A 14,231-nucleotide genomic window follows, 5' to 3' on the forward strand; every position below is an offset into this window, starting at 1 on the left:
GAAATAAATAATACAGCAGCAACATTTGTAACGTATTATTTTCGTAATTCCAGTTTCGACAATTATCCAGTAGTTGGAGTGAGTTATAAATAAGCTATTGCATACTGTGCTTGGCTGACAGAAAATTATAATCAAAACGATAAAAGAAAATTCTAAAAAAGTGTTATTCAATTTACTTAGTAAATACGAGTGAACATTTGCTGCAAATAAAAGTGATACTTCAAAAGTTTATACATGGGGTTCAGGTTTTATTCATAATAAAAGAAAACAAGATTTATGTAATTACCGTAAAGTTGAATATACTTATGACTCCACCACAAGAAAATATCAAGAAGTTGTGAAAAACAAAATTGAAAATTCACTTGAACATCAATCAATTTCAGCTTGTGTAAAATCTTATTTTCCAAATTCTTTTCGACTTTATAATATGTGTGGAAATGTTGCTGAAATGATAGAAGAAAAAGGTATAGCAAAAGGTGGTAGTTATAACGACCCAGCCTATAATGTAAGAATTTCAAGTGAAGTAAAATATTCGAAACCACAAGCTGACATTGGGTTTCGAATTGCCATGAAGATAATAGAGGAATGATTTTTTTACAAAATCTATTCCTAAAATCTTTGCTAAAAAAATAGGCCAACAGCAAAAAAAGTACTAATTAACAATGGTACTATCATAAATGCATGTCATCAACTTTATTCCTTAATTTCATTTTCAAAAAAAATAGCATCGGCCTAGAAGACGTCATTAAAAATTGTAGGGCACTACAAATACTGGTTCGCTAGCTCAAATATTATATGAAACAATACATTTTTATAATTTCATTACTTATACATACAATCAGCTTTGGACAAAAGTCTGCTATTAAAACAGATTTCAATACAATCTATATATGCATTGACAGTACCACATATAAACAATTATTTCAAAGTAAATATCTAAAAGACACATTGTTTTTATGTAGAGAACAACAAGAAGAAACAAATGTAGGAAGCTATACGGGAAAGTATTTAATTGGCGAATCAGCTACGATAGAATTTTTTCAACCCAAAGTTACACATCAACTTGGAGACAATTTCGCCGATTGGGGGATTGAATTTAAAACTCGAAAAATCAATTTGCTTGACCAATTAATTAAAAAATCAAACTTGCAGAAAATTACTATAGATACATTTACAACTAATTTAACTGTAGATAGTTTACAAATTAGTTGGTACAAATCAATGACCTTAAAGCATTCAAACAATGAACTAGCAATCTTAGAGTATCAATCAGATTATTTAAAGTATTTGGGGTTTACAAACAACCAAATTAACCAGCCCATGACATACAAAACGTTTAATGAACTTTTGTCAAATGGAATGAAATACCCTAGAGGGTTTTCAATGGTTACGTACATTAAATTATTTGCAGACAAAAAACTTATTGATAGAATAAATAAATATGCGAAGCTAAATAATTGCAAAAAGGTTAAAAATGCATTTACAAATGGCGAAACAACTATTGAATATATTGAAGTTCAACATTTGCCAAAATTTTTAATAAAAGAGATCGGCATTTCATTAATTAATAATCAACCTTACCATTATGAAAAAATTAGCGAAAACTTGTTTTTAAGAACGCTAGGTAAAAAAGCAAGTTTGATATTTAATTACACAGATTAAAAACTTCTGCTGCCATGGCATTACTAGCATTAGAATAAACTTTTCACGATAATATATGCCCCTTCATTCAATTTAAAAAAAAGCTAGTTATGTAAAATAAAAAAATAGTGAAATACGCTAAGTGGCACATCTATACTAATAAAAATTTACACCTTGCTATTTATTCCCTATTAAATAATCTAAAACGTTATTAACTTTTAAATTATTTAATATGTGATTATTCAATTTTATAATTTTCTATAATATTTGATTAAAAAATATAACATCTTAAATAACCACTTTTATTTAATCTTATGTGTAAAAAGTACTCTTTAGTAGCAATCTTTATTTTTAGTTTCTCTAGTATTTTAAATGCTCAAAATTCAAGAGATAGCATTATGATAGTAAAAGCAACAGTTGAAATAAAAGAAGGTAATTTAAAAAAGGCAGTAAACTATTTAGGAAAAGTTTCTACGAAAGGTAAAAACACAAAACAATACCTATTTTGTAGAGCCTCATATTATGAAAATGGTAATAAATTTGATTTGGCACAAAAAGATTACGATACACTATTTGTTACAACTGGCGACACTACATTTAAAATAAAATCTGAAAAAATGCAGTTGCAACAAATAAAGCAAAATGCATTATACGCAAAAAGAAAAAATTGTTACAAATGTCATGGAGTGGGATACGTAATTCAAAATAAAAAATGCAATTTTTGTAACGGCAGTAGAGTAGAAAATTATACTTGCAATTATTGCAATGGTTTAGGAAATGAAAAATGTGTAAACTGCGGCGGCATCGGAAAAATTACTAAAACAATCGCCATATCAAATGAAGGAGTATCATCAAGAGTGATAGAACAAATAGATTGTGAAAGATGTTATGGAAAAGGTTCATATAGATGTACAAAGTGTTTTGGCAATGGTTTTATAGCACAATACTGCACTCAATGTAATGGCTTAGGGATAATTTCAAAAAACATACAATGCCCTCTGCATGATTAATGAATTTTACATTGCATAATCAGTTATTTATTCCACAACTAAAAAAGTAAGGTAAAAAATTTTGTAAAGGGAAGTGTTAAAAAAATTACACTTCCCTTTTAAATAGGTACAAATGAGTTAAATACTAAGTAGCTTTTTGTTATTATCTTCAATATAAATTGAAACCAGCGGCAGTTCTTTTTAGGTAAAATTTTGTTGCCCTTTCTGAGCAAATTTCTTTAGAATATATTTGAATATAAATAACTTCTCAAATGAAATTAAATAGCATATTATTCATCAGTATTTTTTTAGTGAACACTGCTTTTGGGCAAACCAACAATGAAAAAATAAAAGTCATTTTATTAGGTACTTTTCACTACGGTGCTACTTCTGATAGAAGCAAAACTTCATTCCCTGATTTATTTTCAAAGAAAAGACAGTCTGAGTTAGATAACATAGCCCAACGTTTAGTAAAGTTTGGCGTAAATAAATTCTTTTTAGAAACACCTGTATCCAAACAAAAAAAACAAGACAGTCTTTACGCAAGCTATATTGCTAAAACTCTTACAGACACTATCATATTAAGAGATGAAGAAATTCAAATTGCTTTTAGAACAGCGGCCATAAATAATGCGTTACTTATTGCTGCAGACAGTAGGCAAGAGCTCCCTTATGATATGATCAATGAATACGAACAAAAACATAAAAATGATACCATCAACCCATATTCTTTTTTCGAAGTAAAATATCCCTTTACTCAAAAGCAAAAAAAATTAAGTGAAAGTACCCTTTCAGAATATTATATACAATTAAACAACGGTTACAACAGGCAATCGCATATGTTTGATTATATACATTATGCACTAAGTTATGGCGTAGATAAAGATTATATTGGCGAAGCTTTTGCCTTATCGTGGTACGACAGGAACTTAAAAATATTTACCAACATACTTAGAAATATTGATATTAAAAAAGACAAAGTAATTGTAGTATTGTTTGGTAGTTCACATACCGCATTGATAAGGCATTTTTTTGAAGATCACCCTTATTTTGAAATAATTGAGCTTAATCAAATATTTTAATGTTGAAATAATAAATTTTTCTCTCTAACAATCTTTTATTTAAAAGTTATTTATCTAATGGATTCATATAAAGAAACATTTGAAACTTGGAATAAAGTAGCCACACTTTATCAAGAGAAGTTTATGGAATTAGATATATACAATGCAACGTATGATTTTATTTGTAAAACAATAGCTAAACCCAATGCAAAGTTGTTAGATGTTGGTTGTGGACCAGGCAACATCAGCAAATATATTTTAACGCAAAGGCCAGATGTTGATATACTTGGTATAGATATGGCTCCTAATATGATTGCACTTGCAAAACAAAATAACCCTACAGCAAATTTTTCAGTGTTAGATATTAGAAAAATTAACACACTCAATTCAATGTACGATGGAATCATTTGTGGTTTTTCACTACCTTATATATCGTATAGTGACTGCGAAAACTTTTTAAAAGATGCCTATGCATTGTTGCATAATGAAGCACTCATTTATATTAGTTTTATTGAAGGTAAACATAGCAATAGTGGCTTTAAAGTTGCCAGCACTGGCGATAGAAGTTATTTTTACTACTACGAGTTAGCCTATTTAAAAGAAAGACTTACTGAAAATAAATTTCATGATTTTAATGTTTTTAAAATATTGTACCAAAACAAAGAAACGCATACCATCATCACAGCAAAAAAATAAATTTAATTTTACCGCACTTTATTAAAATACCCTTTACTGGGTATTTTTTTTTGCTATAACTATTTAATATTCGTGTAAAAAATAAGTACATTGAATAAAATATTTGGTGTACAAGGTAGTATGTTCATCAATTAATTTGATTCTAACAATTGAGTTGAAATTTTATAAAGTTGAAAATTCATAATTAAAAAAGCTTGATGAACGCATTTGTTACAACAACATAAGCTGCTATTCCAAATCATTTTATAAACGTTTATTGAGTGTTACAAAAAAAAATCATCTTTACCATCAAATTGAAATAGATGATGAACACAAATTTTTACGAGCAACTTTCTAAACAATCAACAAATGAACTATTGCATTTGTATACCACCCAAAGAAATGACTATTCAGAAGCATTTTTAATGACCATAGAAAAAATATTAGATGAACGTGAGGTAGCTTTTTTAAAAATAGCAGATAGTGGCACTAGCTCAGATGAAAAGTTACAGCCCAATAAAATACCCTTCAATAAAAAACTATTTATCAAAATTGTAATAATAGTTTTAATAATAGGTGCTTTGGGGCTTTATGGAAAGATAGCTGATTTAGAAGGAAAAATAAATAATGATGATTATGTAATTCAATTTGCAAATAAATTATACACCCTACTATCATTCCCTTTTGCGTTTATTGCTGAAAAACTACAACTAGGGGGTTTTATATTTATTGCTTACCTCATCAACCTATTACTACTAGCAACTTGTATTACTTATTTAATAGGTAAATCAAAAAACAAATAAATTTATATTACCAAGAGTAATATTCAATAATTAAAGTTCATTGAACATTACATGTAAATTACAAAATGTAATAAACAAGTTTCTTTATAAAGTGCAACACATGCCAACCAGTATACAATTGCGATTATTACTTTTAACAACATTATTTTCTTTAGTATGCCTCCATACGTTTGCACAAAACAATCAACTTAAAATCTCCAAATTAACAGGTGACTTTTACATTTACACTACTTACAACACTTACGAAGGCAACAAAATTCCTGCAAACGGCATGTACGTAGTTACAAACGATGGCGTTATATTATTTGATACACCTTGGGATAGCACACAATTTCAACCTTTACTTGATAGCATTAAATGGCGGCATAACAAAAATGTATTAATGTGTATTGCAACGCATTGGCATAGCGATAGAACCGATGGACTTGAATTTTACAAGCAACAAGGCATTAAAACGTATACTACAATATCAACTGATCAACTTAGTAAACAAAATGGAAAGAAAAGAGCAGCGTTTTTAATTGAAAACGATACCACATACACTGTAGGACAATATAGTTTTGAAACCTATTACCCTGGTGAAGGGCACACCGTTGACAATATTGTAATATGGTTCAAAAACGAAAAAATATTATATGGAGGTTGTTTAATAAAAGGGGCCGATGCAACAGATTTAGGTTTCTTAGGCGATGGTAATGTGCTAGAATACGAAACAACGCTTAAGCATGTGCAACGAACATTTAAAAATCCAACATACATCATCGTTTCGCATCATGATTGGAATAGTACAAAATCATTAAAGCATTCTATTTTACTAGCGAAAAAATTAAAAAAGAAATCAATGCCTATTCAATAAATAATTTTGAAGTATGCATGTATGTTCTTTAATATAATAACGGTCCAAATGAAATATATTTTATCATTTATTTTTATAGTAATCATAATATCTATAACCTATAAATATATAATTGCTGCTGATGAACCTATTGCCTATAAAAAGCTATTAGAAAAACAAAACAACTATTTTGTTGTACAAAAAGATAGTGCTGCAATTATGTGGACTAGGGCAAAAATGTATTTAAATAAAAATGCTGCACTTATTTGCGGAGGCCCACTACAACAAAGCGATACTTTACTATATATACCCTACTACAATGATCATAAAAAAGGTAATGCCATACGTATTGAACAACACGTAAATGGCGACTCTGTTTCATTTAATATTCAATGGTGGTACTCACAAAAATTACAAATCAACGGCAGTAGAGCAATTGCATTATATATGCGGTACAAAGTAGAAAAATCTAACTTCGAATAAAAATAGTTATGTGTGAAATAATGTTATATTAAAATAGTCAATCTCTCATAATATTACAGTAAGTTATAGTAATAAACCAATAACGAAAATCAATAATTATAAAACATCATTTAAAATGTATTAAGCTACTTTAGTTACTTGGTTATAATAATATCTAACACTCAATGTCAAATAAAAATATTTAAGGTACTTAAAAAAGTACAGCTTTTTTTATAGCCTAAAATCATCTTCAACGAATGATATTTAGAAGTGCTTTAAGTATTGAGCTATTTGAAAAACAATCAATTATTTAACTATACCACTTCAATGATATCATCCAAGTGTAGCCTTGATTTTGGTTTAACGCTTGGTTGGTTTGTATCATTATCATCTCTATAACCAATAGCTAAGGCAAATAATGAAGTATAATTTTTGAGTTTTAAAATACTGTTGTATGCATCAATCTTAATGCCTTCCATAGGTGTAGCATCAATAGCCATAGTTGCACAAGCACTCAAAAAACAACCCAACGAAAGGTAAACTTGGTGTTGCAACCATGATTTTATGGCTGCTTCAGATTGTGGTTTAATAAATTGATTATAATAACCCACCGCACCTTCTGGTAAATGTTGTTGTATTTGATTTTCAAATGTAGCAATATCATCTACCGCACAAAAAACCACTAAGTGACTAGCATCTTTAATTTTAGGTTCATTAAAAAACGATTCAGCTGCCAATGCATTTTTTATAGCTTCATCTGATACAAAAATAAATTTCCATGGTTGGCTATTTATAGATGATGGACTTAACCGTAAAATTTCTTTTAACGATTCAATATCATTGTTCGATACTTTTTTGGTTGGATTGTATTTTTTAGTAGTGTATCTATTTTGAGCTAAACTTAAAAAATTCATAATCTGTGTTAATTATTTGTATAAAATAAAATGGCAAAATTACCAATATAAATGTATGTACACAACAAGCCTTTAGGTTAAGTGCATCAATTACTATGAAATGTAAGCCCTAAATAAAAAAAATTTTAAAATATTATAACTATTTGAAAGTGTTACGCTATTTTATAGTAATATCCATACTTTAAATCTATACTTTCTTTATCTGTTGCATTGGTAACTGAACTATCTTGTTTTCAGAAAACAATTGGAACCATTTGTAACATAAGTTACAAATTGATTTTCTTAAAAAAATATTGAAGCAGTTAAAAATTGTAATTTCAATATAATATAACAACCACTATATTTCAAATTCCTTAATGTTAATTTAAAAGTTTGAATGTAATTTTCAACACACTAAACACAATTCTTATCAATGAATTCAGCTATAAAATTATATAACAACAACCAAATTGCACCTTTTCAACAAATTTGTAATATACTAGCCAATACTATTGATGATAAATTAGATGATGCAGAAAGTAAAATTTGGCATGCACACCCTGTTTGGTTTTTACAAGGCAACCCTATTGTTGGTTACAGTAAACTAAAAAATGGCATTAAATTAATGTTTTGGAGTGGTGCTGATTTTAATGAAGCGTTGTTGCAACCGGGTTCAGGAAAGTTTAAAGATGCAGCCATTTATTATAACTCAATTGAAGAAATTGATATTGCATTACTCCAACAATGGTTAACAACATCAAAAACCATTCAATGGGATTATAAAAACATTGTAAAAAACAAAGGCAAACTTTTTAAAATATAAGTAATGAACACTACCGCTGCTCATAACGAACGCATTGCCAACTTAACTTTCGCATCAGTTTATCCTCATTATGTTTCAAAAGTAACTTCAAAAGGCAGAACTGTAGCTGAGTTACACCAAGTAATTGAATGGTTAACAGGCTTTAATGAAGCAACCATTAAAATACATATTGATAAAAAAATTACATTTGAAAACTTTTTCAAAGCTGCTAAACTCAATGTAAATGCAGCATTAATAAAGGGTGTTATTTGTGGCTATCGTATAGAAAACATTACGAACCAATTAACAAAGCAAGTACGCTACTTAGATAAGCTGGTAGATGAACTTGCGAAGGGTAAAAAAATGGAAAAAATTTTAAGAGGAAGTTAGGTTGTTTTATTTCACTTAAATTCAGTTCTAAAAAAATATATACCCTTATTAATCCTTTTAAAATTATTACAGTCATACCTGCGCTTAAACTGCTATCATGAAAAATATTACAATCATCACTACATTATTACTTACTGTTGCATTCATTAGTTGTAAAAAAGATACATCATCTGCCGATGTAACCCCTACGCCGCCTGCCACTACAGAAGCCATGTATTTTCCCCCAAATAATAGTAGCGTTTGGGAAACAAAATCAATTACAAGTTTAGGCTGGAACCAAAATGCTGTACAACCACTAAAAGATTACCTCAACCAAATCAATACAAAATCATTTATGATTCTTGTAAATGGAAGAATTGTAATGGAAGAATATTTTAATGGCCATAATGCCACCGCTACATGGGAGTGGAATAGTGCTGGCAAAACCTTGGTAAGTGCTATGACGGGTATAGCACAACAAGAAGGTTTACTAAATATCAATACAAGGGCTTCACAATATTTAGGTTTTGGGTGGACGAGTGAACCGCTTGCTAAAGAAAATTTAATCACTTCAAAAAATTTACTCTCAATGACATCTGGCATCAACGATGCTAATGAACTTGTTATAACTGCTAACTTAACCTACTTGGCTGATGCTGGTACTCGTTGGTCGTACCACAATGTTTTTCAAAAATTAATGGATGTTGTGGCGGCGGCAAGTAACCAAAATTTTGAAACCTATTTTAATAACAAACTAAAAAATAAAATAGGTATGGAGGGCTTCTGGAATTATGGCCTTATTTACAAAATATACCATAGCAATACAAGGAGCATGGCTAGGTTTGGTGTGTTAGCATTGAATAAAGGTAAGTGGATGAATGAGCAAATATTAAATGAACCATTTTTTAATGAAAGTATCAACGCATCTCAAAACATTAACCCTAGCTACGGTTATTTATGGTGGTTAAATGGAAAGCCCAATTATATGGTACCTGGTGGGCAAACCATGTTTCAAGGCAGTTTAATACCCAACGCTCCGTCAGATTTATATGCGGCAATGGGCGCCAAAGATCAGCGTATTTATGTAGTGCCTAGTAAAAAAATGGTGGTGGTTCGTATGGGCGAACCTTCTGATCCACTCAATCCTAGCTTTGCACTTTCTGGTTTTGATAGTACCATCTGGACAAAAATAAATGCCGTTATTAACTAACCAATTTTAAAGCTCGTCATACTCAAACTACCACCCAACAATTCGTTATTAAATAACAGCATCGATTCATTTTTTTGCTGCAAAGCAAGGGCATAAATTAATGGTAAATAATGCTCAGGTGTAGGTATCGCTAATTGAAATGCTTTACCTTGCTTTTCGTACTGCAGCAATGGGGTTACGTTACCTTCTACTAAATATTTATTAATGAGCGTACTTGCTTCTATAGCCCAATCATACCCATAATTTACTTTATGTAGTTGTGCCCAATCAACCATTGAAAGATTGTGCACTATATTACCACTACCAATAATCAAAATACCTTTGTTACGAAGCGATTGTAATTTTTTTGCCAATTCAAAATGGTAATCAGCAGGTTTTGTATAATCGATACTTAACTGCACTACCGGTATATCAGCCAAAGGGTACAAATGTTTAATAACACTCCAAGCACCATGATCAAGCCCCCATTTATCATCTAATAAAACCGGAGTTGGTGTTAAAATATTTTTTGTTATTAATGCCAAATTTGGGTTTCCTTTTGCCGGATATTGTACATCAAACAATGCCTTTGGGAAACCACCAAAATCATGTATGGTGGCAGGCATATCCATTGCGGTTACTTTTGTGCCATTCGTGTACCAATGTGCTGATACACATAAAATAGCATTGGGCTTGGGTTTTGTAGTGGCAATATTTCTAAAACCTGCTACAAACTGATTTTCCTCAATGGCATTCATGGGGCTACCATGCCCTAAAAATAATACCGGCATGGTGGCGGTATACCCAAATGAATCATTCAAATCATCTAACAACTTCGTTACCATCATTACAAATTTTAAAGTCGGCTTAATAAGTAAAATCAACCTTTAAAATTAATACAAATAAAGTTGCTTTATTAAGATGATGGCTATTGGTCGAATTTAAATATCCGTTTATCGGTTTAAATATATTTTAATGCTAAATAGCAGCATTTTTGAATTGAGTAAAATATGATTGAAGGTTGCAGCGCATTATAATTAAACACTAAAAATCAATTCATGAAAAAATATACAACCCTGCTCATGTTGCTTTGCAGTAGTATGTTGTGCAAAGCACAATTTGGAAAAGATTTATTGAACAGTGTTAAAAACAAAGCCAAAGCTACTGCCGAACAAAAGGCTGTTGACAAAACAATGAATGTAGTTGATACGGTGGTACAAAAAACTGAAAAATTAATGAAGGGCAAAAAAAATAAAAAAGAAAAAGTTGTTGCAGACAACGCTGTGAATGCTGAAAATATTACAGCTGATATAACAAGTAATAATAATACTGAATTGGTATTTCAAACCAATATTAAAACCGCTGCTGATAAAACAAAAATGGAAAAAATTTTGTTTGAGTTAGATGGTATAAACAGTGTAACCATTGATGCTGATACAGGCATAACCTACTGTAACACCAATGCTGCTGATATGAGTAATCTAATTATTACAGCTATTAAAAAGAATGGCTTTAACGCTAAATTAAAAAAATAGCTAACAGCTACCATAGCTCATGAAATACTTTCAATTAATAGGGATGTTGTTTTGTACAACTATTACATTACAAGCTTACGCACAAGATAAAACAGACGGGTTACCCATTACAGTAAAAGTAAATACAACCGTAAACTATGCTGATGGTAGTGTTGAACTAATGGGTACTACGTACAGTATCAACAATGAGCCTGCACAAATTTTTATTGAAATCATTACGCCCAAAGGGGCAACCCAAACTTTAAGTGGCAGAGCCGATAAAACCTCTGGCGAATACATTTTTAAGTATAAACCCATTGACCTTGGCACTTATAAAGTAATAGCCTATGCAGCTGATAAAAAGCAAACTGCTAACACTACGTTTACCGTTACTGCTGAAATAAATACCGATGAAAAAATAACATTGCTCGATAAAGCACTTGATAACACATTTTCAAAAATTGAAACCATGTTAGAGGCTGCCTTGAATAGTGATGTGAGTGCAGCAGATAAGGCAAATACAAAAAGCAATATTCAAAAAGTAAAAACCAACATCAAGCAATATAAAGATGCAAGCAAACAGTTAAATGATGCTGTAAAAGATGCCGCTACATTAGCTAAAAAATATCCTGCACTCAATAGCATTATTGCAGCGCCATTAGGCAAACTATCAAGCCTTATGGAAGAAAAGTCAAATGAATTATTACAAATAGAAAAAAACCTTGGTGCAAAAAAAGAAAAAGAACCCAACATTTGTAATACCGCTTATGTAATCAGTGAATCTTGTGCTTTATTATCAACCGTTATGAACGTTGCTAGTACAAGCATTATTAGTATTGTTGATAATATAATGATTGATAAACTGTGGCCTAAAGCCAATGAAAAAATGGCTAAAGATGCCCATTTTAAAGAGACAGATAAGTATTTGTTAGACCAATCAGGCAAAGCGTTTTTAACAGCCAAAGGCACATTAAGTAATTTAAAAACCAAAAGCTACGGTATTGGTTTTGCTGGCGATTTAACCCAACACATCACCAACGAATTAATAAGAGTTTATTGTGCTGTATATAAAGGTCCTATTAGCGGCGATTATACTTTGGAGTTTAAAAACAATGGCAAAATGTACATGCGCTACAAGCTAATATACAGTGGCAAAATTTCAGTGTATTGTACCAAAAAAGCATTGGCAAATGGTAGCCCTAAACTAAGTGGTTACTTAGAAGGCAATGTTACTAAAATGGACTTTACTGATGATGTATGGGCTATTGAAGACAAATCAAGTTGGGATGTTATTAAGTACCAAAGAATACCAGCCATTGTGCCTCCGGTTACTTTGGCTGATAAAGACCCTGGCTTTGGTGCAGTTGCACGTAGTGCAGTACCCGGCTCCTTTTATTTTCCGTTGCAAGCACAAATTACAAAAGGTAAAATGGTGATTCGGTTAATGCCTGCCTTAGCAGAGTTTAATGAGGCATTGGTTAACAGAAGTATTGTAGTGGTACAACAAAAAAACAATGCCTTAAGTTTACAAGCGGCTATGTTCAGCTACCCTTTAACTACTGCCAATTTTATATTAACTCGTACCATGCGTATGCCAGAAGCCGCTCCAACTGTTACTTTAGATATGATCACTAATAACGGCATTAGCAAAATTGAAAAAACATTTAGCCGTACAGAAACACCTAACGATACCAAGGTTGATTTTAACTTAACCCTCAAACTAAGCAATGAAAAAGATTAAACTAATACCAGCACTGTTGTTTGCTGCAACTTTATTAACAACCGAAAATAAAGCCCAAGCACCTGTAAAAAACCCTGATGTAAGGTTGAGCAAAGTTGTATTTAAAGGAAATGATTTTACATCAGAAACCACTTATTTCTATGATACACATTTTAAAATAAATAAAATTATTTATAAGCAAGATGGTAGGCTGCACTATACCATCAATAATATTACATTTAATAATTTGGGGTTACTAGAAACTTACACCACCACCTATAATTTAAAAATAGCACCACAAAAAACCACCATCAGTTATAATGATGACAATCAAGTTATCAAAATTGAAAAAATAAAAACCATACCGACCGATAAGCCTGTCATCATATCAAGCCAAAACTACAAATGGTCACCACAGCAACTTATGGTTACAAGTGCTGGCAATACCACTGTTTATACTTTTGATGCTGATAATAATATCACGGAAATAAGCTTCCCTACTACATCTGGCGCTGATGCATTTCACTTTAATAAATTTGATGAAAGTACGAATCCACTTACATTAACGGGTGGTTTTGTATTTGACAAACCTCTTAGTAAACGAAATGCAACGGTACAACAATTAGGCAGTGAACGATATACGTACAATGTATCATACACTTATCAAAAACTACTAGTATCAAAACATGTACCTGGTGCTGCAAAAATACCTACACAATATAGAAATGGTTTACCCTTAAAAAGTACGACCACATGGTACGACCCTGAAGCTAAAAGAAAGCTAGTTACCGAAAACTATACGTACAGTTATATAAATGTTACTCACTAATGAACAACAAAAAAATCATACCCATTTTATTCATACTACTCATTATAACAGTAATTATTTATTTGCTTACCTGCAATAAAAAAAATAGTACTACCGCAAGTTTACCAACGTTCAATTTGCAAGGCACTACAGAAATTACTTATGGTGATATTGGTTGTAAGCTTTGGGATAATGAGGCTGAAGATGGCGATACTGTAAAAGTGTATGTAGATGGTAATTTAATTAAAGACAGTATTGAGCTACGTAACGAGCCAATAACATTAAACTTGGGCACTTTAAAAAAAGGCACACATATTTTAGGAGTAGTTGCTATAAGTGAAGGCTACAATAGCCCAGCTACCGCTAGTATCGGGCTTTTCAACAAAACCGAGATTAAAGAATTTATAATGAACGCTACAAAAGATTCGGCTGCTTCATGGAACATAATTATTAAATAAACCCAAAAATAC

Annotated in this window: 16 protein-coding genes and 1 pseudogene; 15 read left to right on the forward strand and 2 right to left on the reverse strand. The window is 31.0% G+C overall.

Translation table 11 applies throughout. The features are described 5' to 3' along the window. Positions 1-208: 208 nt before the first annotated feature. The 8 genes and pseudogenes from ACFOWM_RS07170 to ACFOWM_RS07205 form a co-directional block, all read left to right on the forward strand. A pseudogene (locus ACFOWM_RS07170) lies at positions 209-589 on the forward strand (hypothetical protein); the annotation flags it as partial. A 206-nt stretch (positions 590-795) separates the two neighbouring features. Further along, positions 796-1,662 carry a DUF5829 family protein gene (locus ACFOWM_RS07175; protein ID WP_379708307.1) on the forward strand — a complete coding sequence of 289 codons (867 nt, stop codon included), beginning with the start codon at positions 796-798 and terminating at the stop codon, positions 1,660-1,662. Positions 1,663-1,955: 293 nt separating this feature from the next. Beyond that, complete coding sequence (locus ACFOWM_RS07180; protein ID WP_379708309.1) at positions 1,956-2,651, forward strand: hypothetical protein; 696 nt, start codon at positions 1,956-1,958, stop codon at positions 2,649-2,651. 251 nt (positions 2,652-2,902) lie between these two features. Beyond that, positions 2,903-3,712, forward strand: coding sequence for a DUF5694 domain-containing protein (locus tag ACFOWM_RS07185; RefSeq protein WP_379708311.1), 810 nt, complete (start codon positions 2,903-2,905; stop codon positions 3,710-3,712). 57 nt (positions 3,713-3,769) lie between these two features. Beyond that, positions 3,770-4,387 (forward strand): class I SAM-dependent DNA methyltransferase, encoded by a 618-nt coding sequence (locus ACFOWM_RS07190; protein WP_379708313.1) that lies wholly within the window; start codon positions 3,770-3,772, stop codon positions 4,385-4,387. A gap of 302 nt (positions 4,388-4,689) precedes the next feature. Then, on the forward strand, positions 4,690-5,169 hold the full coding sequence (locus ACFOWM_RS07195) for a hypothetical protein (protein ID WP_379708315.1): 480 nt from the start codon (positions 4,690-4,692) through the stop codon (positions 5,167-5,169). Positions 5,170-5,287: 118 nt separating this feature from the next. Then, positions 5,288-6,025, forward strand: coding sequence for a BlaB/IND/MUS family subclass B1 metallo-beta-lactamase (gene bla, locus ACFOWM_RS07200; RefSeq protein WP_379710317.1), 738 nt, complete (start codon positions 5,288-5,290; stop codon positions 6,023-6,025). A gap of 48 nt (positions 6,026-6,073) precedes the next feature. Next, a complete protein-coding gene (locus tag ACFOWM_RS07205; protein WP_379708317.1) occupies positions 6,074-6,487 on the forward strand; it encodes a hypothetical protein in 414 nt (137 codons plus the stop codon). Positions 6,488-6,780: 293 nt separating this feature from the next. Here ACFOWM_RS07205 and ACFOWM_RS07210 read toward each other — a convergent pair whose 3' ends face one another. Continuing rightward, on the reverse strand, positions 6,781-7,380 hold the full coding sequence (locus ACFOWM_RS07210) for a nitroreductase family protein (protein ID WP_379708319.1): 600 nt from the start codon (positions 7,378-7,380) through the stop codon (positions 6,781-6,783). 412 nt (positions 7,381-7,792) lie between these two features. Here ACFOWM_RS07210 and ACFOWM_RS07215 point away from each other — a divergent pair, with 412 nt between their 5' ends. The 3 genes from ACFOWM_RS07215 to ACFOWM_RS07225 all read left to right on the forward strand — a co-directional run bounded on the left by ACFOWM_RS07215 (position 7,793) and on the right by ACFOWM_RS07225 (position 9,740). Continuing rightward, the gene (locus tag ACFOWM_RS07215) at positions 7,793-8,182 is read left to right on the forward strand and encodes a DUF1801 domain-containing protein (protein WP_379708321.1); all 390 of its coding nucleotides are present in this window, start codon (positions 7,793-7,795) and stop codon (positions 8,180-8,182) included. A 3-nt stretch (positions 8,183-8,185) separates the two neighbouring features. Next, positions 8,186-8,551 (forward strand): DUF2200 domain-containing protein, encoded by a 366-nt coding sequence (locus ACFOWM_RS07220; RefSeq protein WP_379708323.1) that lies wholly within the window; start codon positions 8,186-8,188, stop codon positions 8,549-8,551. A 97-nt stretch (positions 8,552-8,648) separates the two neighbouring features. Continuing rightward, positions 8,649-9,740: a serine hydrolase domain-containing protein gene (locus tag ACFOWM_RS07225; protein ID WP_379708325.1), complete on the forward strand. Its 1,092-nt coding sequence runs from the start codon at positions 8,649-8,651 to the stop codon at positions 9,738-9,740. Here ACFOWM_RS07225 and ygiD read toward each other — a convergent pair. Next, the gene (gene ygiD, locus ACFOWM_RS07230; RefSeq protein WP_379708327.1) at positions 9,737-10,567 is read right to left on the reverse strand and encodes a 4,5-DOPA-extradiol-dioxygenase; all 831 of its coding nucleotides are present in this window, start codon (positions 10,565-10,567) and stop codon (positions 9,737-9,739) included. The genes ACFOWM_RS07225 and ygiD overlap by 4 nt on opposite strands. Positions 10,568-10,777: 210 nt before the next feature. On the opposite strand from ygiD, the gene ACFOWM_RS07235 reads away from it, so the two are divergent. Genes ACFOWM_RS07235 through ACFOWM_RS07250 form a run of 4 tightly spaced genes read left to right on the forward strand, consistent with a single transcriptional unit; the run spans position 10,778 to position 14,219 of the window. Next, the gene (locus tag ACFOWM_RS07235; RefSeq protein WP_379708329.1) at positions 10,778-11,254 is read left to right on the forward strand and encodes a hypothetical protein; all 477 of its coding nucleotides are present in this window, start codon (positions 10,778-10,780) and stop codon (positions 11,252-11,254) included. Positions 11,255-11,273: 19 nt separating this feature from the next. Beyond that, positions 11,274-12,974 (forward strand): hypothetical protein, encoded by a 1,701-nt coding sequence (locus ACFOWM_RS07240; RefSeq protein WP_379708331.1) that lies wholly within the window; start codon positions 11,274-11,276, stop codon positions 12,972-12,974. Further along, positions 12,961-13,782: a hypothetical protein gene (locus ACFOWM_RS07245; protein ID WP_379708333.1), complete on the forward strand. Its 822-nt coding sequence runs from the start codon at positions 12,961-12,963 to the stop codon at positions 13,780-13,782. Before ACFOWM_RS07240 ends, ACFOWM_RS07245 begins: the two co-directional genes overlap by 14 nt. Beyond that, a complete protein-coding gene (locus ACFOWM_RS07250) occupies positions 13,782-14,219 on the forward strand; it encodes a hypothetical protein (RefSeq protein WP_379708335.1) in 438 nt (145 codons plus the stop codon). Before ACFOWM_RS07245 ends, ACFOWM_RS07250 begins: the two co-directional genes overlap by 1 nt. Positions 14,220-14,231: the final 12 nt, after the last annotated feature.

Origin of the sequence: Ferruginibacter yonginensis (genome assembly GCF_042651465.1) — a bacterium.
In the GTDB taxonomy this organism is placed as follows: Bacteria; Bacteroidota; Bacteroidia; order Chitinophagales; family Chitinophagaceae; genus Ferruginibacter; species Ferruginibacter yonginensis.

Bases quoted from the DNA above. Each gene is read 5' to 3' on its own strand.
- ACFOWM_RS07220 (WP_379708323.1), top strand. From the start codon at position 8,186: ATGAACACTACCGCTGCTCATAACGAACGCATTGCCAACTTAACTTTC.
- ACFOWM_RS07185 (WP_379708311.1), top strand. From the start codon at position 2,903: ATGAAATTAAATAGCATATTATTCATCAGTATTTTTTTAGTGAACACT.
- ACFOWM_RS07240 (WP_379708331.1), top strand. From the start codon at position 11,274: ATGAAATACTTTCAATTAATAGGGATGTTGTTTTGTACAACTATTACA.
- ACFOWM_RS07250 (WP_379708335.1), top strand. From the start codon at position 13,782: ATGAACAACAAAAAAATCATACCCATTTTATTCATACTACTCATTATA.
- ygiD (WP_379708327.1), bottom strand. From the start codon at position 10,567: ATGATGGTAACGAAGTTGTTAGATGATTTGAATGATTCATTTGGGTAT.
- ACFOWM_RS07210 (WP_379708319.1), bottom strand. From the start codon at position 7,380: ATGAATTTTTTAAGTTTAGCTCAAAATAGATACACTACTAAAAAATAC.
- ACFOWM_RS07190 (WP_379708313.1), top strand. From the start codon at position 3,770: ATGGATTCATATAAAGAAACATTTGAAACTTGGAATAAAGTAGCCACA.
- ACFOWM_RS07235 (WP_379708329.1), top strand. From the start codon at position 10,778: ATGAAAAAATATACAACCCTGCTCATGTTGCTTTGCAGTAGTATGTTG.
- ACFOWM_RS07195 (WP_379708315.1), top strand. From the start codon at position 4,690: ATGATGAACACAAATTTTTACGAGCAACTTTCTAAACAATCAACAAAT.
- ACFOWM_RS07180 (WP_379708309.1), top strand. From the start codon at position 1,956: ATGTGTAAAAAGTACTCTTTAGTAGCAATCTTTATTTTTAGTTTCTCT.
- ACFOWM_RS07175 (WP_379708307.1), top strand. From the start codon at position 796: ATGAAACAATACATTTTTATAATTTCATTACTTATACATACAATCAGC.
- ACFOWM_RS07215 (WP_379708321.1), top strand. From the start codon at position 7,793: ATGAATTCAGCTATAAAATTATATAACAACAACCAAATTGCACCTTTT.
- ACFOWM_RS07225 (WP_379708325.1), top strand. From the start codon at position 8,649: ATGAAAAATATTACAATCATCACTACATTATTACTTACTGTTGCATTC.
- ACFOWM_RS07205 (WP_379708317.1), top strand. From the start codon at position 6,074: ATGAAATATATTTTATCATTTATTTTTATAGTAATCATAATATCTATA.
- ACFOWM_RS07245 (WP_379708333.1), top strand. From the start codon at position 12,961: ATGAAAAAGATTAAACTAATACCAGCACTGTTGTTTGCTGCAACTTTA.